The 18954-nt window shown below is 71.2% G+C and carries 17 protein-coding genes and 2 pseudogenes; 12 read left to right on the top strand and 7 right to left on the bottom strand.

What is annotated here, in order from left to right:
* Positions 1 to 238 precede the first annotated feature (238 nt).
* The 3 genes and pseudogenes from J7E93_RS01975 to J7E93_RS01965 form a co-directional block, all read left to right on the top strand.
* Positions 239 to 1267 (top strand): polymorphic toxin-type HINT domain-containing protein, encoded by a 1029-nt coding sequence (locus tag J7E93_RS01975; RefSeq protein ID WP_308367566.1) that lies wholly within the window; start codon positions 239 to 241, stop codon positions 1265 to 1267.
* Positions 1268 to 1615: 348 nt separating this feature from the next.
* A complete protein-coding gene (locus J7E93_RS01970) occupies positions 1616 to 1939 on the top strand; it encodes a DUF6193 family natural product biosynthesis protein (protein ID WP_215065460.1) in 324 nt (107 codons plus the stop codon).
* A 597-nt stretch (positions 1940 to 2536) separates the two neighbouring features.
* A pseudogene (locus tag J7E93_RS01965) lies at positions 2537 to 2963 on the top strand (transposase); the annotation flags it as partial.
* 58 nt (positions 2964 to 3021) lie between these two features.
* Here the strand turns inward: J7E93_RS01965 and J7E93_RS01960 are convergent.
* A pseudogene (locus tag J7E93_RS01960) lies at positions 3022 to 4220 on the bottom strand (NF041680 family putative transposase); the annotation flags it as partial.
* A 109-nt stretch (positions 4221 to 4329) separates the two neighbouring features.
* Here J7E93_RS01960 and panD point away from each other — a divergent pair.
* From panD to J7E93_RS01945, 3 genes are all read left to right on the top strand, one after another.
* Complete coding sequence (gene panD, locus J7E93_RS01955) at positions 4330 to 4755, top strand: aspartate 1-decarboxylase (RefSeq protein ID WP_215065459.1); 426 nt, start codon at positions 4330 to 4332, stop codon at positions 4753 to 4755.
* A gap of 23 nt (positions 4756 to 4778) precedes the next feature.
* The gene (locus J7E93_RS01950; protein ID WP_215065458.1) at positions 4779 to 5123 is read left to right on the top strand and encodes a GNAT family N-acetyltransferase; all 345 of its coding nucleotides are present in this window, start codon (positions 4779 to 4781) and stop codon (positions 5121 to 5123) included.
* Between the two features lie 560 nt (positions 5124 to 5683).
* On the top strand, positions 5684 to 7006 hold the full coding sequence (locus J7E93_RS01945; RefSeq protein ID WP_215065457.1) for a transglycosylase family protein: 1323 nt from the start codon (positions 5684 to 5686) through the stop codon (positions 7004 to 7006).
* Here the strand turns inward: J7E93_RS01945 and J7E93_RS01940 are convergent.
* Entirely contained in the window at positions 6887 to 7852 is a 966-nt protein-coding gene (locus tag J7E93_RS01940; RefSeq protein WP_215065456.1) for a DMT family transporter, read from the bottom strand. The two genes, J7E93_RS01945 and J7E93_RS01940, sit on opposite strands and share 120 nt — an antisense overlap.
* A 117-nt stretch (positions 7853 to 7969) precedes the next feature.
* The gene (locus J7E93_RS01935; RefSeq protein WP_215065455.1) at positions 7970 to 8683 is read right to left on the bottom strand and encodes a carbonic anhydrase; all 714 of its coding nucleotides are present in this window, start codon (positions 8681 to 8683) and stop codon (positions 7970 to 7972) included.
* Between the two features lie 228 nt (positions 8684 to 8911).
* On the opposite strand from J7E93_RS01935, the gene J7E93_RS01930 reads away from it, so the two are divergent.
* From J7E93_RS01930 to J7E93_RS01920, 3 genes are all read left to right on the top strand, one after another.
* Positions 8912 to 9625: an IucA/IucC family C-terminal-domain containing protein gene (locus J7E93_RS01930; protein ID WP_215065454.1), complete on the top strand. Its 714-nt coding sequence runs from the start codon at positions 8912 to 8914 to the stop codon at positions 9623 to 9625.
* A 61-nt stretch (positions 9626 to 9686) separates the two neighbouring features.
* Positions 9687 to 11171: an SDR family NAD(P)-dependent oxidoreductase gene (locus tag J7E93_RS01925; RefSeq protein WP_215065453.1), complete on the top strand. Its 1485-nt coding sequence runs from the start codon at positions 9687 to 9689 to the stop codon at positions 11169 to 11171.
* Between the two features lie 252 nt (positions 11172 to 11423).
* A complete protein-coding gene (locus tag J7E93_RS01920) occupies positions 11424 to 11594 on the top strand; it encodes a hypothetical protein (protein ID WP_215065452.1) in 171 nt (56 codons plus the stop codon).
* 147 nt (positions 11595 to 11741) lie between these two features.
* Here the strand turns inward: J7E93_RS01920 and J7E93_RS01915 are convergent, their stop codons facing one another.
* The 4 genes from J7E93_RS01915 to J7E93_RS01900 form a co-directional block, all read right to left on the bottom strand.
* Positions 11742 to 13166 (bottom strand): lipase maturation factor family protein, encoded by a 1425-nt coding sequence (locus tag J7E93_RS01915; protein WP_215065451.1) that lies wholly within the window; start codon positions 13164 to 13166, stop codon positions 11742 to 11744.
* Positions 13167 to 13194: 28 nt separating this feature from the next.
* Positions 13195 to 13359, bottom strand: a complete 165-nt coding sequence (locus J7E93_RS01910; RefSeq protein ID WP_215065450.1) for a hypothetical protein — start codon at positions 13357 to 13359, stop codon at positions 13195 to 13197.
* A gap of 61 nt (positions 13360 to 13420) precedes the next feature.
* Entirely contained in the window at positions 13421 to 14002 is a 582-nt protein-coding gene (locus J7E93_RS01905; RefSeq protein WP_215065449.1) for a DUF1990 family protein, read from the bottom strand.
* Positions 13990 to 14883, bottom strand: coding sequence for a YndJ family protein (locus J7E93_RS01900; protein WP_215065448.1), 894 nt, complete (start codon positions 14881 to 14883; stop codon positions 13990 to 13992). Before J7E93_RS01900 ends, J7E93_RS01905 begins: the two co-directional genes overlap by 13 nt.
* Before the next feature lie 173 nt (positions 14884 to 15056).
* Here J7E93_RS01900 and J7E93_RS01895 point away from each other — a divergent pair, with 173 nt between their 5' ends.
* From J7E93_RS01895 to J7E93_RS01885, 3 genes are all read left to right on the top strand, one after another.
* Positions 15057 to 16139, top strand: coding sequence for a DUF6777 domain-containing protein (locus J7E93_RS01895; protein WP_215065447.1), 1083 nt, complete (start codon positions 15057 to 15059; stop codon positions 16137 to 16139).
* A 43-nt stretch (positions 16140 to 16182) separates the two neighbouring features.
* Positions 16183 to 18288, top strand: a complete 2106-nt coding sequence (locus J7E93_RS01890) for a SpoIIE family protein phosphatase (RefSeq protein WP_215065446.1) — start codon at positions 16183 to 16185, stop codon at positions 18286 to 18288.
* 76 nt (positions 18289 to 18364) lie between these two features.
* Positions 18365 to 18954, top strand: a 590-nt coding sequence (locus J7E93_RS01885) for a wax ester/triacylglycerol synthase domain-containing protein (protein ID WP_285440861.1), incomplete at its 3' end; no start/stop codon positions are given.

Raw genomic sequence — 18954 nt, 5'->3', positions numbered from 1 at the left:
TCCCGGGGCAATACACCTAGGAATCCTCATGCCGGCATGCGCTGAGGCTGGCGCGGCCGCGTTCGTGGCGACGTGCGGCGCCCTCGTGGGCGACTGCGGACCTGGCCCGGACATCGCCCCGACGTACAAAGCCCGATGGACTGGACCAGGGGCCAAAGCTTCAGCGGAAGCCGACGCAACAGGCCCCAAGGGCGCAGCTACGGTAGGTGGTGCGGCAAAGGAAGCCACTCGCGACGCCGTGGGTGGCAACGCTGCAGCTCCGAAGAAGGCGACGGTCCAGGACGCGGCGGAATCCTCGGCGGGCGCGTCGGCCCGAGCTGACGAACCGAGCACCGGTAACGCCGGTACCACGTGCAGCTTCTCGCCGGAAACCCCCGTGCTGATGGAGAACGGCTCGACGAAGCCGATCGCCGAGATCACCGCGGGCGACAAGGTCGAAGCCGCCGACGAGGAAACCGGGGAGGCCAATGGATCCCGTACCGTCGTGGCCACCTGGGCCCACGACGACAGTGACCTGATCGACCTCACCGTCCGGCTCCCGGACGGTGAGACCGAGACAATCCACACGACGGCCGAGCACCCCTTCTGGGACACGACGACCCACACGTGGGTCCCAGCGGGGGGCCTGGCCCCCGGCCACGCGCTCTCGACGCCCGACAGCGCCGTCTACGTGGTCAAGGTCCAACACACGCCGGGCACCGCTACCCGTTACAACCTGACGGTCAACCAGCTCCACACGTTCTACGTCCTCGCCGGCGCGACGCCAGTACTGGTGCACAACCACTGCGGTCGGCCTCAGGGCCGCTCGCCGGCAGCGGGTGACACTCTCGTGCTGGGCCTCAAGGAAACCGGAGATCCGCTCGCGAAGAACATCGGCGGTATGACGCTGAACCATGACGACTACGGAACCCGCCACCCGAACGCCGACGGAAGTCTGGGTAACCCTCAGTGGGTCAATGAGGTGAACGATGCTTTGAAGAACGACCGAGTCAGCATCGCGGTCGACCTCGGCGGTGTGCTACATGAGGACCAGACGAAGTTCACAACTCCCGCGGAGGTCTTTGCTGAGGCGTACCGCAGGGGAGTCAAGCAGGGATGGCAGAAGGGCCCTGGAACTCAGTGGGAGATGTCGCGCGTTGGCTACCATTCCTACGTTGGCAATCAGGAATGGAGCGAAATTGCGTGGTACTTGAACGGGAAGGCGATCGCGAAGGCCGATATGCCGGAGCCGGACTGGGGTGCGCTGCGCACCAGTGCAGGGCAGTAGGAGAGCGTCGTGACATACAGCTATGACCCAGTGATGTACCCGGAACTTGCGGGCGGAGGGAGCCTCGCGGCAGCGCTCGGCTCCGCTGGCACCAAGGCGGCCGGTTCTGAGTTTGTCGACCTGAAGTCGTCGGCAGGTCCGGTCACGGCGTTGGCGTCGCGTGGAGACCGTGAAGTAGTAGTTGGTGTGGCGGTCAGGGAGCGAGGTTTCGGGCTCACGTTCACGCGGGCTGGCACCGCAATTGCTAGAGCCAGGACGCCGGACCTGACCGAGGCTGCTCAGGCGACTGAGGTTTGGCTTTCGGGGGCGTCACCGCGCGAGCTCGCCGCACGGTCGCCTGCTGTCCGGTTGGACGAGCTGCTTCTCGCCTACGAGGAAGGCAACGAGGTCGAGGTTGCCTGGCGCCTGGTGCGAGAGGGGGCATCGGATGATTGGAGCTCGCTTGTCGAGGCGGCGTATGCCCGGCCCCAGCTGGCCTCGATGTTTCCGGTGTACAGCCACGGCATGTTTCGGATGTTGCGTAGTTCGCGATTCACCCGATACGACGTGCCGTATATTGCGCGCACCGCCGCAGGATTTGCGCTGGACTATGAGGGCCACGTGCTGGCGGAGGGGGGCGCTGATGACATGGTTGAGGCGTACTTGCGTTGGCTGGCGGCCAACCCAGCGTGAGGTGGGGGCCCAAGGGCTCCGTCGAGGAGGTGGACCACGTCGTTGATCGTCGCCTTGACCTTGTCGTGGCGACGTGCGCCGCGCGAGCGGCCTGGCACGGACGGACTACGTGGTCGGCGGCGCCGCGGCGGCTCCGAGACCGCCCGCGCGATCTCGCTGACGCCGAGGCACACCGCCCCGCAGCCGGGCGCTGTTGATCGTTCCGGGCACCGAGGCGGCCGCGCTGATCGTCCCGAGCTTGGCCGCCTCACTGACTGCCGTCCTTGACCGGCTGCGGACGGCCAAGGCGGTGAGGGCTTCGTCTACCCGGTCGACGAGATTGTTGCGCTCGGTGTTCAGCTGGTCGAGACCTTCTCTTCGGGTCTTCGGGCCTTTGTGGCGGCAGGAGAGGCGGAGCACATGCGGCGGGTCTCATGTCAGCCTGATGGCGCGTCAGGATAGCCCGTGCCGGTCAGCATGAGTCCTGGAACACCTAACCTCGCGCTTTCATGAGCGTGCTCGTCCACACCTTGATCAAATAAGCGGAGAGTGCTCCTGACCTGCAACGATGGGACTTGTCTAGGGTCCTGTTGCTGCACGGGAAGAAGCACTCTCCAGGTGAGCAAGCGTATCGGGTCGTACCCGCGCGTCGGCGTCGAGGGCGGCGGCAGTGGGGCGGTTTCCCAGGCCGGGGCGGTGCTGTTGGTCGAGACCGTCCGTAAAACCGGGCTGGACGGGGCGCTGTCGGTGGCGTTGGCGCCCTGGCGCAAGCCGCGGGCCGTCCATGATCCGGGCAAGGTCGTTCTGGATCTCGCCATGGCGGTCGCGCTCGGTGGGGACTGCCTTGCGGACATCGCCGTACTGCGTGCCGAGCCGGCCGTCTTCGGCCCGGTGGCATCCGGTCTCCCGACTCTTCAACGCCCTCGCCGCCGCAGGCGAGAAAGCACTGACGGTGATACACGCCGCACGGTCCGAAGCCCGCTCCCGGGTCTGGTCGTTGGCCGGCGGGCAGTCCCCGGATGCAGGCGGAGAGGTGACCGTGGACAAGGAGTTCCTCCGAGCTTCGTGCAATGTTCTCCAAGATCTAGCGCTTAGCTTGATCTTTAACCTGTGCGGCGGGGCCGTGGGGTGGTCGACTTCTTCGTTCGTCGTTGTGCTGGCTGTGTTTTGCGGGGTGTGTGCACGTCGTAGCGGGGTGTCGGCCGGGTGTTCTTGCGTCCTGGTGGTCGTCCGGGGCCGGGTCGGGAGGGTTTCGGTGCCTGGGTCGGGCAGGCCGTCTGAGGGCGGATGTGCCGGAAGTCGCGGCGGACGCGGGCGGGGGTGAGCCTGTCCGGTGGGCTGGGTTTCTCCCACGGCCGGCGCCGGTCGGCCGCCAGTGGGCAGGCGAGCCTGAGTTGGGTGTAGGCGGCGAGGATCAGCCAGGTCCATCGGTCGGCCGCCTCGGGGGTGCGGATCTTCGGGCAGGTCCAGCCGAGGGTCTGTTTGAACAGGCGGAAGGTGTGCTCGATGTCGAAGCGTCGCAGGTATGCCTGCCTGAGACGGTCGGCGTCTGCTTCGGTGGCGTCGGTGCCGGACCACCACAGCCAGACCGGCTTGGGGGTGGCTCCGCTGGGCAGGTGGTCGATGTCCAGGCGGATCACTGTTCCCTCGACGATGGGGAGGGTGCCGTCGGCGGCGGCCCAGGAAGAGCGGTGGGTCAGCTTGGGATGCAGCCGGTCCCACGAGCGTGCGAGGGCAGTGCCGTAGAGGCGTGTGTCGGTGACGGTTTCGGTGTCCGGGGTGCCCCAGGTGTCGGGCTGTCCGAAGACGAACTCGCCGCCGTGCCGGGGCGGGCGGCCCCTGGTGTGCGGTAGCCGGGGCGGGGCAGCCCTGCGCAGGACACGGTCCGAACGCATCCGGGCCAGCACCTGCACGGGCAGGTCCCGCAGCAGGAAGGCCAGGCGGGGTGCGTCGTAGCCGGCGTCCGCGATGATGAGGACGTCCGGGTCACCTGACTGCCACTGACCTGCCGTGATCAGCCGTTCGACCAGCTCGCGCAGCTGTCCGGCGGTGACCGTGGCGGTGTCGTCCCCGGGCGCCAGACGCAGTGCGTCCAGCGGTGCGGTCCACGAGCTGCGGCCCGGCTCCAGCGCGCAGACGATGGAGTAGGGCCAGCCGGGGACGGGATGTGCTGGTTCTTTCCCCGGCCGTAGGTGTGGCACAGGATCCGCTGCGGTGAGGTGTGGGCGGCCGGTCGCAGCCAGCGGGTGATGTCGACGGCCAGGACCAGCCGGCCGTCGGCGGCCCGCGGCAGGGGTACTGCGCAGCGATGTTCCTCACAGTCCTCGAGTCCGACGCGTGCCAGTAGTAGGGTGAAGAACGCCCTTGACCTGCAGAAAGCTGGCAGGGAGCCGTCTTCTAGGAGTCCAAAAGTGCTGCGCACCATGTTCAAGTCCAAGATCCACCGGGCCACCGTGACCCAGGCCGATCTCCACTACGTCGGCTCCGTCACCGTCGATGCCGCGCTCATGGAGGCGGCCGATCTGCTTCCCGGGGAGCTCGTGCACATCGTCGACATCGACAACGGTGCCCGGCTCGAGACGTACGTCATCGAAGGGGAGCGCGGGTCCGGTGTGATCGGGATCAATGGAGCCGCCGCCCATCTCGTGCACCCCGGTGATCTGGTGATCCTCATCAGTTACGCCCAGGTCGACGACGCCGAGGCGCGGACGCTCGTGCCGCGGGTGGTGCATGTGGACGCGGACAACCGGATCGTGGAACTCGGCTCCGACGCCTCCGCGCCGGTGCCCGGCAGCGACACCGCGCGCAGCCCGCACGCCGTACCCGCTCACGTCTGATCGAACCGAGGGAGACGCACCGCATGGCAGAGCTGAAGATCCGCGACGACCGGGAGAAGGGACGCCTGGAGGCGTTCGAGGACGACACCTACGTGGGTGTCGTCGTCTACTTCGTCCTGGACGTCGAGCCGCACGCCCTCGTCGCCGTCCACACCGTCGTCGAGGAGGGCAACGAGGGCAAGGGCATCGCCGGATCGCTCGTGCGCGAGTTCTACGCCATCGCCGCTCGCGAAGGTGTCCCCGTCGTGCCGCTCTGCCCGTACGCCGCCAAGTGGGCGCAGAAGCACCCCGACGAGGCCCCCGTGCCGGATGCCGATGTCGTCCGCGCGGCCAAGGTGCAGCTCAAGGCGACCCCCGAGCTGTGGTGACGGGCCGCTGACCCCGGCTCTCCCGCACACCTCCACGGTCCATGTCGCGACGGGCACCGTCCCGGTGTCGCGCCGCGCCACCTCGTCGCCCGAGCCGTCCGCGACGTCCTTGCCGAGGCCGTCGCGGACTCCCGGGCGCGGGGGCGCCGCCGCGGGCCGACACGGATGAATGGCCCCGGCGGGCGGGGGCAGACGCTTCGGGAGATCCTGGGGCCGTACGGCCCCAATCGACCGAGAGGCCCGTCATGACCCACCCGTACCCCGACCCGGTGCCCCCCTCGCCGGTGCCGCCGCCGGGTCCCGTTCCGCCTCCGACGCCGGGCCCCGTCCCCACGCCGCCGCCCGTACCACCGCCGAACCCCGTCCCTGAGCCGCCTGCTCCCACCCCCGTACCGGAACCCGAGCCTCAACCCCAGCCGGGTCCCGCGGGACTCTGACTCGCGAGCCACGCAAGGGACTTGAAGGGCCCGGGCTTCACCCGGGCCCTTGTCACGGCCTGTGACTCTCCCTAACCTTGGGCGACTGCTGATGCGTTCAGCCGACGCGTTCAAGGGGGGCCCATGGCCGTGCGCGGACGACACCGCCGATACCAGCCGAGCCGGATCAACCGTGCCTCGCTCACCGTCACGGCGGGCGGCGCCGGCATGGCGCTGCCGCTGATCGGAGCCGGGACGGCCCAGGCTGCCTCGCTCGACATCTGGGAGAAGGTCGCGGCCTGCGAATCCTCCTCCAACTGGCGCATCAACGCCGGCAACGGCTATTTCGGCGGGCTGCAGTTCAGCCAGTCGACCTGGGAGCGGTACGGGGGCACGCACTACGCCCCGCGTGCCGATCTCGCCTCCAAGGACCAGCAGATCGCCGTGGCGGAGAAGGTCCTCAAGGGACAGGGCCCCAGTGCCTGGCCGACCTGCGCCCCCCGCGCCGGACTCGACGAGCAGCGGCAGACGTCCGGTGTCAGGCCCGCGTCCTTACCGGCGCAGCGCACCGCGTCCTCCGCGCCGACGGCCAAGGCCCCGGCGGGCACGACGCCGACCACCGTGCCGACGGTCCGCGAGATGTACACGGTCGCCCCGGGCGACTCGCTCTCCCTGATCGCCCGCGAGGAGCGGGTGAAGGGCGGCTGGCAGGGCCTGTACGAGGCGAATCGAGCCGTGGTCGGCGGCGACCCCGACCTGATTCATCCGGGGCAGAAGCTGACCCTCCGGATCTCCTCGCCGCCCGCCGAGCCGCCGAGCGCGGACCCGCCCCGTACGACGACACCGTCGTCGAAGGCCTCCGAGTCGAAACCCGCGACCAAAGCGCCTGCGGTGAAAGCGCCCGCGTCGAAGGCTCCGGCCTCGAAGCCGCCCGCCACGAAGGCGCCGGCCACCCGGGCGCCCGCCACCAAGCCGCCCGCCACCAGGGCGCCGGTCGCCAAGCCTCCCGTCGTCCCGGCCAAGGCCAAGCCCGCTCCCCGACCCGCCGCCGCTCCGCGGGCCGACGACTTCCACGCCCCCGTCTCCGGCTCCCTCGGCACCCGCTACCGCGTCTCCGGTTCCTCCTGGTCGAGCGGGTACCACACCGGCGTCGACTTCCCGGTTCCCACCGGCACCTCGGTGAAGGCCGTCGCCACCGGCCGGGTCGTCTCCGCCGGATGGGGCGGCGCGTACGGCTACCAGGTCGTCATCCGCCACGACGACGGCCGCTACAGCCAGTACGCGCACCTCTCGGCGCTCACCGTCCGTGAGGGGCAGCGGGTCAGCGGCGGACAGCGCATAGCGCGTTCAGGATCGACCGGCAACAGCTCGGGGCCGCACCTCCACTTCGAGGTGCGGACGGGTCCCGGGTACGGCTCCGACATCGATCCCCTCGCCTATCTGCGGGCGCGAGGCGTCTCGATCTGACACCGCCAGGGAGTCCTCGGAGCTCGTCAGTCGGTCCGTCGTGAGCTGGATCAGCCCGCCCGCCGCCACCGCGCCGCAGATCAGCGCGGCGACGGTGCCCGCCGCGCCGTAGCGGAAGGTCTCACCGAAGAGGGTGAGCCCCACCGCCGCCGCGACCACCGGGTTGACGACCGTGACCGTGGCCAGCGGAGCCGCGAGGCCCGCGCCCCGGTAGGAGGCCTGCGAGAGCAGCAGGCCGGTGACCGCGAGCGCCGAGAGGACCAGCAGACTCGTCCACTGGGCCAGCGGCGCCCGAGGCGTCCACTCCACCGCCACCGTCTTGGTGAAGACCGAGGCGAGGCCGAAGGACACGCCCGCCGCGGCCGCCAGGATCACACTGCGCAGGACCGAGCGGCCCACCACGTGGGCGCCGACGAACAGGGTCCCGACCACCGCGAAGGTCCCGGCGCAGAGCAGCCAGCGCTCCGTCCCGCCCAGCGACTGGGCCTCGGCGCCGCCCGTGAGACTGAGCAGCCCGGCCAGGCCGACCGTGGCCATGATCGCGCCCCGCCAGGCCGTGCGGCCGGCCCTGCGCCCGACGAAGAGCGCCGCCATCGGCAGGGCGAAGACGATCGTGAGCGCGCCCAGCGGCTGCACGAGGCTGAGCGGACCGTAGGCCAGCGCCGCCACGTGCAGGGCCGCGCCCAGACCGTTGAGCAGCACCGCGCCCCACCAGACCGGGTTGCGCACCGGCGCGTACGTGCGACCGTCGACGGAGGCCGCGACCCGCTCCTGCACGATCGCCGCGGCCGCGTAGGCGACCGCCGAGACCAGGGACAGGAGCACGGACAGCAGGAGGGGACTCATACATACAACGATCTCTCTTCCGGGCGTTCACGTCGTCGTACCTGGGAACGCATTCGGAAGTACTGCCGCCGCAGTACGGGGCCGGTCCGTACACCTTGAGATGTACACCCGCGCAGGTCAGGACGGGTCGAAAGCGACCTTTCCGGTATCCAGATCGAACCGGGCGCCGACGATCCGGGCCCCGTCGAACGCCTCATCCCGAGTCAGTCGCCGGCGTATGCGGGCCACATTGGCCCGCACGGTGTTCTCGACCCAGTCGCCGGGAAGGTCCCGGGTCGCACGCGCGGCCGGGGCGATCTCCTCCACGACACGGGCCAGGTGACCCTCGACCGGTTTCCCGGTGCGTACGTACTCCACGGCGGCGGTGGCCGCCCCGCACCGCTCGTGCCCCAGCACCAGTACCAGCGGTACGCCCAGCTCCTCGACGCCGAACTGGATCGAGCCGAGCACCGCCTCGTCGAGCGCCTGCCCGGCCGAGCGTATGGCGAGCAGATCACCGAGCCCCTGGTCGAAGACCAGCTCCGGCGGTACCCGTGAGTCGACGCAGCCCAGTATCAGGGCGAAGGGGTGCTGGGCGACGGCGACCGCTGCGCGCCGGGCGGCTTCCTCGTGCGGGTGGATCTGCCGCAGTGCGGCGAACCGGGCGTTCCCGGCGCGGAGTTCGTCCAGCGCCCGTTCGGCGGTCGGCGGCTTCTCGGTGTGCGGGCGCGGCGAGGGGGCCGTGGCCGTGGCGGCCCGGGCGGCGGGGGCGCCCGCCGTCACGGCGGCGGCGGCCGTCAGGGCCAGCACCGCGCGCCGGCGGGAAAGGGAAAGGGGAAGGGATGTGGTCATGCGCCTGAGCGTTACGGTGATCAGCAATCACGGGAACCGGCTTGGTCCGGTCATGACTCGATCATGGCCAAGGGTGACCCTGCCTTGACCATGCCCATGCCCATGCCCATGCCCATGCCCATGCCGACGGCCGCGCCTGGGGCGGCGGTGCGGCGGCGGTGCGGCAATCGGTCAATGATCCGTGGGTCAGGCAGCACAGGCAGCACAGGCAGCAGTGAGGGAGTGACGGTGGATCTCGTCGAGAGCGCGTCCGTGGGCGGCTTCTTCGCCCTGCGGGCCGGCGTGCCGGGCCCCGGCGCCGCACACCGGCCCCTCGCGCGCCTGTACGCGGGGGAGACCGGCCCCCTGACCGCCCGTATCGACACGGTGGCCGCCCGCCTCGGCACCCCCGAGCGCCGGGTCGCCGCCTCGATCGCCCACCTCGGGCTCGCCGCTCGCCTCTGGTCGACCGCCCTCGGCCCGGCCGCGCTCCACGGCCGGTTCCCCGAGCTCGACCCCGGGCAGCTGCACTGGGACGGTGCCCTGGCCTCGCCCGACGACCTGGTGTGGGCCGGCAGCGCCACCCGCCCGGCCACGGTGGACCAGCTCCGCGAGACGGTCGTGGACGCCCATCTCGTACCGCTGTCCCGCGCGTTCCGCCAGGACGGAAGGGTCTCGCCCCGGCTGCTCTGGGGCAACGCCGGCTCCGCCCTGGCCGGGGCGCTGCGTGAGCTCACCCGCTGGGCCCGCGCGCGGGACCGGCCCGAGGTCGCCGCACGGGCCGCCGAGCTGGTCGCGGGACTCCTCGCCCACCCCGACCTGGCCGACACCGTCCGGGGCCCGGCCCTGCGCCGGACCACCTGCTGCCTCTACTACCGCTGCCCGTCCGGAGGCCTCTGCGGCGACTGTGTATTCGAACACGCTCCCGGTTCTGGTTTGGAGACAGGGCCCACCGCTCCGTAAAGTTTCTCTCTTGGGACAACGGCGCGCGCGAGCGTACGAGCGATCGAGGAACGACAGGGCCATGACGGTGACCGAAGAAACCCAGGACTACGGGCCGGGTGTCGACCCCGAGCGCCTGGCCGTCTGCCTCAGCGTGCTCGACGAGCTCGACAAGCTGGACGTCGACCACCCGGACGCGATCGCCGTCCGGCGGGCGACCGCCGGGATCTACCGGACCGTGAAGCAGCGCCGCCGTCAGGAGCGCCGCGCCGCCAAGACCGCCCACGACAAGGCCGTCACCGAGTCCACCGCCACCGGCTCCGCCCAGCGCATCGACGACGAGACCGAGGGCCTCCTGCCTTCCTCCGTGACCGAGGCCGGCCGGATCGCCGGGATACTCCAGCGGCCCCGCTCCTGCTACATCTGCAAGACGCGGTACGTCGAGGTCGACTACTTCTACCACCAGCTCTGCCAGAACTGCGCGGCCGAGAACCGGACGAGGCGGGACGCCCGAGCCGACCTCACCGGCAAGCGCGCGCTGCTCACCGGCGGCCGCGCCAAGATCGGCATGTACATCGCGCTGCGGCTGCTGCGCGACGGTGCGCACACGACCATCACGACCCGCTTCCCCAAGGACGCCATCCGTCGCTTCAAGGCGATGGACGACTCGGCGGACTGGATGCACCGGCTGGAGGTCGTCGGCATCGACCTGCGCGACCCGGCTCAGGCCGTGGCCCTCGCCGACCAGGTCGCCGAGGCCGGACCGCTGGACATCCTCATCAACAACGCGACGCAGACCGTGCGTCGCCTGCCCTCCGCCTATGCCGCCCTGGTCGACGGCGAGAGCGCACCGCTGCCCGCCGGGGAGCTCCCCGCCCATCACGTCATCGGCGCCTTCAACTCCGGCGCGGTCGGTGAACTCGGCAGGGGCGCTGCGCTGCCCGTCGGTGTGAGCGGGCTCGACGCGCAGAAGGTCGCCGATCTCGCCCTGGTCGCGGGCAACGCCAGCGTCGCCCGCCACCTCGACGGCACCGCCATCGACGCCGGCGGCCTGGTGCCGGACGTCGTCGACACCAACACCTGGGTGCAGACCATCGAGCAGATCTCGCCGGTGGAGCTGCTCGAAACCCAGCTGTGCAACTACACGGCGCCGTTCATCCTGATCAGCAAGTTGCGGCCGGTGATGGCCGACGCCGCCCGGAAGGCGTCCAGCGGGCGCTCCTACGTCGTCAACGTCTCGGCGATGGAGGGCGTCTTCGGCCGCGGCTACAAGGGCGCGGGGCACCCGAACACCAATGCCGCGAAGGCCGCGATGAACATGGTCACGCGGACCAGCGCCCAGGAGATGTTCGAGACCGACAGCATCCTCATGACCTCGGTCGACACCGGCTGGATCACCGACGAGCGCCCGCACTTCGACAAGCTGCGCCTTGCCGACGAGGGCTTCCACGCTCCCCTCGACCTCGTCGACGGCGCGGCCCGGGTCTACGACCCGGTCGTGCGCGGTGAGGCGGGCGAGGATCTGTACGGCTGCTTCCTCAAGGACTACCGCCCCGCGAACTGGTAGAAACCGGCCTCCGGGCGAATCGGCCTGGTTTTCGAGATTCACCCGATCGCGTCACACTTCCGAGCCCCATAGAGCGCGAGCGCGCTCATTTGGTTACTCTGATGTCCACGGTCGGCCACCGGGGTTTCACCAAACCCTCACGGCCGGCCTGGGGACTGGCCTGCCACCAAGGCCGCGGTCCCGCCCCAAGAACGGCGCCACCGCGACCGAACGGCCATGTCCTCATTGGTACGCGACACAAAGGAGTGCGCGGTGACACCAGAACTGACGAAGCAGGAACAGCGACCGGCGGAAAGTCCGGAGCGGCCCCGTCGATCCGGCGAGCTGGGCAGCCTGGAAGTGTGGGCCCGCTCGGCCCCCATCCGGCTGGCGGGCTACGAGGACGACCTCGCGGAGCCGCACATCCTGCCCGGTATCGACTGAGCCGGTATCGACTGAGCCGGTATCGACCGAGTCGCGACCGTCGCTCCGCCCTGTGCCCCCGGCCGATCCCTCGGCCGGGGGCACAGGCATGTCACGCATGACGCGTCGCATTTCACGTCACGGATACGCGGCCTGCAGACCGGGCGCCTAGCGGTGCTCCGGAGTCCGCAGCAGCCGGACCGGCGGCATGTACTCGCGTACGAGCGTGCGGTGCCACCAGGCGCCGGTCTCCCGCAGCTCCCGCCAGGTCGAGAAGCGGTAGCGGTAGAGCCGGGCCCTGACATGGGTCGGCGGCGCATCCGGGAAGGGGTTGTGGCGCAGCAGTCTCAGCGTGTCCCGGTCGCCTTCGAGCAGGCGCTCGACGAAGGGCCCGAACCAGTCACGGGCGTACGCGGGGGAGAGCGCCGCGAACCACATCAGCCAGTCGAGCCGCAGGTGGTACGGGGCGAACTGGCGGGGCAGCCGGCGTGGATCGCCCGGCTTGCCCTTGAAGCCGTACTCCTGCCACACCGTGCCCGCGTGCGGCGCGGGGTCGTCCGTCCCCTCGATCACGATCTCGTCCCGCACCCGACCGATCGATCCGAAGGCGCCGTACGTGTTGACCAGGTGGAACGCGTCGTACGAGCGGTTCATTGCCTGCTGCCGCGAAAGCAGGTTGCGTGCCGGGTGGTAGCTGAGGAACAGGATCAGGGCGGTCGCCGCGGTGACCACGACCACGTACCAGAGCGGCGGGCCCGGTTGCGGATGGTCACCGACGAGCAGCGAGCCGTCGATCACGGAGAGCGCGATGACGATGGTGATCCAGTTCAGCCACGCGAAGTTGCCCGAGAGCACCAGCCACAGCTGGGTCGCCACCATCAGACAGGCCGCGACGGTCGCCACCGGCTGCGGGGTGAAGAGCAGCACCGGGACCACCAGCTGGACGACATGGTTGGCGGCCACCTCCACGCGGTGCAGCGGGCGGGGCAGATGGTGGAAGAACCAGCTGAGCGGGCCGGGCATCGGCTGGGTCTCGTGGTGGTAGTAGAGGCACGTCAGATCGCGCCAGCACCGGTCGCCGCGCAGCTTGATCAGCCCCGCGCCGAACTCGACCCGGAACAGCAGCCAGCGCAGCAGCCACAGCACGAGGACGGGCGGCGCCGTGTCGTCGTTGCCGAGGAGGATCGCGAGGAAGCCGGCCTCCAGGAGCAGTGACTCCCAGCCGAAGGAGTACCAGGTCTGGCCGACGTTCACGATGGAGAGGTACAGCGCCCAGAGCACCGCCCACAGCAGCATCGAGACGGCGAGCGGCACCGCGTCCCCCGCGCCCGCCACCAGAGCGAGCGCCAGCGCCGCCCCGGCCCAGGCGACCAGGGCGAACAGCCGGTCCGAGTAGTGCCAGTGGAAGAGGGTGGGGACCCGGCCCGGCTCCACCCGGCGCAGATACTCCGGTACGGGGAGCATGCCGCGTTCGCCGATCAGGGCCCGGAACTGGAGAGCCGCCGAGAGGAACGCCACGAGGTACAGCCCGGCGAGCCCCCGTTGGAAGAGGATCCGGCTCAGCCAGTAGTCGGGTGCGGTGAACCACTCCATCGCTACCAGTATCGACCCCGAGGCGGAGTCAGGCCTTCTCCTCCTCGTCCGCGCCGCGCTCGCCCTCCGCCTGCGAGGGGGTGGTGCGCGTGGTCTGCGGATGGCGCTGCTTCCGCTCCTGCGGGTCCATGTCCTCGTCGAGCCGCTCGCCCTCGGCCTGCGAGGGGCTCGTGTATTCGTCGTACTGGCTCATCGCCGGCTCCTCGGGTGGAACGTATGGGTACAAAGGGAGCCTAACGCCCGAGTGGTGTCGCTCACCCCTCGACGAGGCGTCGGAGCGTACGGCCAAGGTGCCGGGCGTAGGCGTGCTGGAGGCGGGGGACGAGCGGTCCCGCCAGGCGGGTGTACCAGACCGCCGGCCTGCTGAAGGCGGTGACGGTGAACCAGACGGAGCCGTCAGGGTGCAGGTCGACGACGAAGGACTCCTCGCCGCACTCCGGGTGCCGGACGCGGGTGCCGTAGGCGAAGCCGGTGCGGTTCTTCTCGTACGCCGTCCAGATCACCTCGCAGGGGGCGGCGAAGCGGACGGGGCCGACGCCGAGCGAGACCTCGACGAGGACGCCCGGCTCTGCGCGGACGGCATCGCTGCGGACCCGGGCGCCGGAGGCGCGGTGCATCTGCCAGGTGGTGACGGCGGCGCCGGCGGTCTCGAAGGACTCCCTGCCCCGGCCGACGCGGACGGTGTGGTGGAGGTGGTGGTATCCGGCCGGCAGGCTGTCCGATCCGGTGGCGCCCACCTCGGCGTAATTGAGGTCCGCGCCCCGGGCGCGGGCGGGTTCGGGGGTGGGGCCAGGGGTGGGGTCGGGGGTGGCGAGGGCGCGGATCAGACGGGCCATGATGCGGTCTCCTTGGGAGTGGCGATCGCCTGGACGCGGCGCCAGGCGAGCAGCGAGCAGAGCGCGAAACCGAGAGCGTTGCCGAGGCCATGGGTGGCGGCCATCCAGGTCAGGCTCGGGTGGGGCAGTCCGGTGGCCTCGCCGAGAGCCCAGCTCAGGGCGAGCAGCATGGTCGCCACGAGCACCACGGCCGAGACGGCGAGAAGACCGCGGGTGACGGGGTCGGCGGCACCGGTCCGGATGTCCCGCCAGGTCGCCAGGGCGACGGCCCACATGCCGGCGGTGAGGACGACCGCGCCGGCGAGCTCCGCCCAGTCGTCGACGAAGTAGCCGAGCAGGACGAGGAGTGTGCCGAGGGGAACGCTGAGCGCGGCGAACCGGGTGGCGGGCCCCTCGGACGTACGGCAGACCAGGCCGGCCACCAGTGCGGCGGCGAACCCCGCGAAGTGGAAGTGGGGGACGGTCAGGGCCAGGATGTCGAGGTCGAAGCCGAAGAGCTCGTGTCCGGCGCGTTCGGCGACCAGCGCCAGGCCCGCCACCGAGGGGGTCACCAGCGCCGTGAGGACGGCGATCTCGGACGGGTCGAGCGCGCGGAGCGGGAGGGGGGCGCCCCCGGCCGACGGCTGCCGGACCCGTGCGGCGAGGCGGGCGGGGGCGTACAGCGCCAGAGCCAGCGTGGCCAGGGCGTAGACGGTCGCGAGCGCCGCCGCCGTGGGGGAGCGCGGCAGCCAGAGGGCGACGGCGCCGGGTACGGCGAGCAGGGGCCAGGCGCGGCGGAGCAGGCGCACGTCGGGTGGCAGAGGGCCGTCGATCAGCCTCAGGCCGACCGGCACGACGACGAACATGCCGAGCATCACGATGAGATCGACCAGTACGGACATGTGCGACCAACCACCCCCCGATTGAACGTGTTCAACTCGATGGGCATGAGACTAGAGCCGTCCTTGAACGTGTTCAAGTCCGTCGCCCGGTCGGCCGTGCTCCGCTTGCGGGCAACGGGCCGGTGCGACAGACATGAAGGAATGTCTCGGGGCGGAAGAGGCGGGAGATCCTGGTGCGCTCACCCCTACGCCGGTCACGGAAGATCCATGTCGTCGCACTCGCCGCGCTGACCTCGGCGCTGCTCCTCGCGGGCTGCTCCTCCGGCGACGGCGGCGGCGAGCTGACGGCCGCCGCTTCCGAGGAGGTCTTCCTCCAGCCCGCCGCCGCTCAGGGCCCCGACCCCTTCACCGCCTCCACGGCGCGGGCCACGGCCCCGGACGCCGCCGCTCCGCACACCACCCGGCCCAGCGCCCCGGGCACCGCGACGGCCCAGCGGATCCGCGAGATCACCGGCTCCACCCCCGGCCTCTACGGCGGCACCCACTCGGTCGCAAGCTGCGACGTCGAGCACCAGGTCGCCTTCCTCACCGCCGACCCGGCCAAGGCCCGGGCGTTCGCCGAGGGGGTCGGCATCCCGGAGTCGAGCGTCGCGGAGTGGCTGCGCGGCCTCACCCCGGTCGTGCTGCGCGCCGACACTCGCGTCACCAACCACGGGCTCTCCGGCGGCCGCGTCACCGCCTTCCAGTCGGTCCTCCAGGCCGGTACGGCGGTCCTCGTCGACCGGTACGGCGCGCCCCGTGTCCGCTGCGCCTGCGGAAACCCGCTGCGCTCACCGGTCTCCGTCCAGGGAGCCGGGCACAACGGGCGGCCCTGGAGCGGCTACCGCCCCGACCGGGTCGTGGTCATCAGGCCGACCACGACCGTGGTCGACACCCTGGTCATCGTCGACGTCGTCGACAGCACCTGGATCGAGCGGCTGACCGGGACCGACGGCGACCAGGACAGGAAGCCCGTCGTCGATCCGCCGTGCGACCCGGACGAGTGTCACTGGATCCTGCCGCCGACCCCCACCCCCGACCCCAGGTCGCCGGACCCGACCGGCCCCGGCCCCTCCGCTCCCTCGGACACCGCCACATCCCCGGCGGTTCCGAACTCCCCGGCGGTTCCGGACTCGGCGGTTCCGGACTCACCGACCGTTCCGGACTCACCCGCGGTTCCGGAGCCGCCGGCCGAACCCGAGCTAGTACCGCCCTCCCTGGAGGACCTCTTCCCGACCGAACCGAGCCCCCGGCAGCCCGAGACGTTCGAAGGGTGATATCCGCCGTGCGCAGGGCCGGGCCTGCGCCTAGCGTGGCCCCATGAGCGCGGGCAGAGGGGGCGGCGCGGCGGCGGAGGAGTGCCGCTGCGGATCCGGAACAGGGGCCGCAACGTGCTGCTTTCTCCGGGACTACGGCCGGGACTTCCGGATGGGGAGCTTCGACTGGGACCTGATCACCGGCCTGATGACCATGGACGAGGGCGCCCTGGCCGTCTTCGACATGCGCCCCGAGGAGTACGACGACCATCCGGTCACCCTCGGCTCCCGTGTCACGCCCGACGAGAGCCGCCGGCTCGACACCCTGGTCACGCACGCCCTCAAGGACGGCAGCGACCACTACGGCGCCTACTTCCGCGTCCGGCTGCGGAGCGGCGACCCCCGCTGGACCCACACCCAGGGGCTCATCCAGCGCGACGGGACCGGCCGCCCCCGCCGGATCGTCGGCATCGTCCGGGACGCCTCCGAAGAGGTGACCGAGCACGCCGCCCGGCTCGGCCTGGACGAGGGGCGGCGCAAACGCACAAGTGTCGTGGAGGGCACCACCGCGGCCCTCGCCCACGCCCGGACCGTGCAGGACGTCATCGACCTGCTCAACGACTCGCACGGCCTCGAACACTTCGGCGCCACCAGCCTCGTCGTGGGCCTCCTGGAGTCCGGCCGGATCCACCTGGTCGCCGAGGGGCCGGACGGCGCCTTCGTGCCCGGTACGCGATTCACCCGGGTGGACGAGGCGTACCCCATGAGCGAGGTGATCCGGACCCTCAGGCCCCGGTTCATCGAGTCGCCGCAGGACTTCGCCGACTCGTACCCGATCCTGTGGCCGCACATCAGCGGACTCGGCATCACCTCGGCCGCGTATCTGCCGCTGATCGCCCAGGCCCGGCCGATCGGCGCGCTCGGACTGCTCTACAGCGACAAGTCCGGCTTCAGCGCCGACGAACGCAATCTGCTGGTCGCGCTCGGCAGCAGCATCGCGCAGAGCCTGCAGCGCGCCATGCTCTACGAGCAGGAGCACGACCTGGCCGAGGGGCTCCAGCAGGCCATGCTGCCGCGCCGCATCCCCGAGGTGCCCGGCGCACAGATAGCCGTCCGCTACCGCGCGGCCCGCCTCGGCCGGGACATCGGCGGCGACTGGTACGACGTCATCCCGCTGCCCGGCGGGCGGGTGGGCGCCGTCATCGGGGACGTACAGGGCCATGACACCCACGCCGCGGCCGTCATGGGACAGCTGCGGATCGTGCTGCGCGCCTACGCGGCCGAGGGGCACACCCCGGCGACCGTGATGGCCCGGGCCTCCGTCTTCCTCCACGAGCTGGACACCGACCGCTTCGCCACCTGCACGTACGCCGAGGCCGACCTCACGACCGGGGTGGTCCAGGTGGTGCGCGCCGGGCACGTCGAACCGCTGCTCCAGGACACCGACGGCGGCAGCCGCCGGCTGGCGGTCGAGGGCGGGCTTCCGCTGGGGCTCTCCGCCGAGTTCGCCCGCCTCGACTATCCGGTGACCACCGTGGAACTGGACCCCGGCCAGACCCTCCTGCTCTACACCGACGGCCTGGTGGAGGCGCCCGGATCCGACCTCGACGAGGGCATGCGGTGGCTCTCCTCCCTGGTACGGCGCGGGCCGCGCGACCTCCAGCATCTCGCCGACCACCTGTGCGAGGTCGTGGACGAGCGGGGCGGCGAGGACGACGTGGCGATCCTGCTGCTCCGGCGGCAGGGCGCGTACTTCCCCCGCTCCGGCGGCCGGCTCCAGCAGCACGTGGGGCAGGGCGACCCGGAGGCGCTGAGCTCCGCCCGGCACATGATCCGGGCCGCGGTACGCGCCTGGGGCGCGGGGGAGCGCTCCGACGAGATCGAACTCGTCGCCGACGAGCTGATGACCAACGCGCTGATGCACACCGACGGCGGGGCGATCGTGACCCTCCGGACGCTGGCGGGGCCGGACCGGCGGCTGCGCGTGGAGGTGGAGGACCGCTCCAGCGCCCTGCCGCGGCGGAGGGAGGCGGGGGAGTCGGGTGTCTCGGGCCGTGGTCTGCTGCTCGTGGACCGGCTCTCCGACGTCTGGGGCGTGGAACCGCGCGGCGGCGGCAAGTGCGTCTGGTGCGAATTCATTGTTAACCCTGTGTACATCGATCGTACTTGACCGTAACCGATCGCACGCGGTTGACTTCGGTTCCCGGCCATCCTGATCAGGCCACCCTCCAGGACATGGGGATCCTTTGAGCAGCGAGCTTCTGGCACCTCTCGATCTGGCCTTCTGGCACCTCGAGTCCTCCGACCACCCCATGCACCTCGGCGCCCTCGCCCACTTCGGCCCGCCGCCCGGCGGGCCCGGTGAGCCCGATGAGCCCGATGTTCTCGATCTTCTCGCCCGCCGCGCCGCCGCGATCCCCCGGCTGCGGATGCGGGTCCGCGACGTCCTGCTGCCCGTCGGCGGCGCCGCCTGGGCCACGGACAAGGACTTCGACGTACGACGGCACGTACGGGAGATCGCCCTCCCGGGCACCGACTTCCACGCCGAGGCCGCCCGACTGGCCGGCGAACTGATGGAACGCCCGGTCGAACGCGGCCTCCCGCCCTGGGAGATGTACCTCCTCACCGGCGCCCCCGACGGCTCCTTCGCCGTCCTCGTCAAACTCCACCACGCGCTCGCCGACGGCATGCGGGCCGTCGCCATCGGGGCCGGCATCTTCGACGAGATCGCCGCCGCCCGCAGGCCGGGCGGGCGCCGTGCCCGCACCGTGCCCCCGCGCTCCTGGCTGCCCGGGCCCGGCCGGCTCCTCGGCGCCGCCCTGGACCGGATCGGGGA

Origin of the sequence: Streptomyces sp. ISL-36 (assembly GCF_018614205.1) — a bacterium.
Lineage (GTDB): Bacteria > Actinomycetota > Actinomycetes > Streptomycetales > Streptomycetaceae > Streptomyces.
The sequence above is the reverse complement of the archived record's forward strand: the minus strand, read 5'-3'. Positions and strand labels throughout refer to the sequence as shown.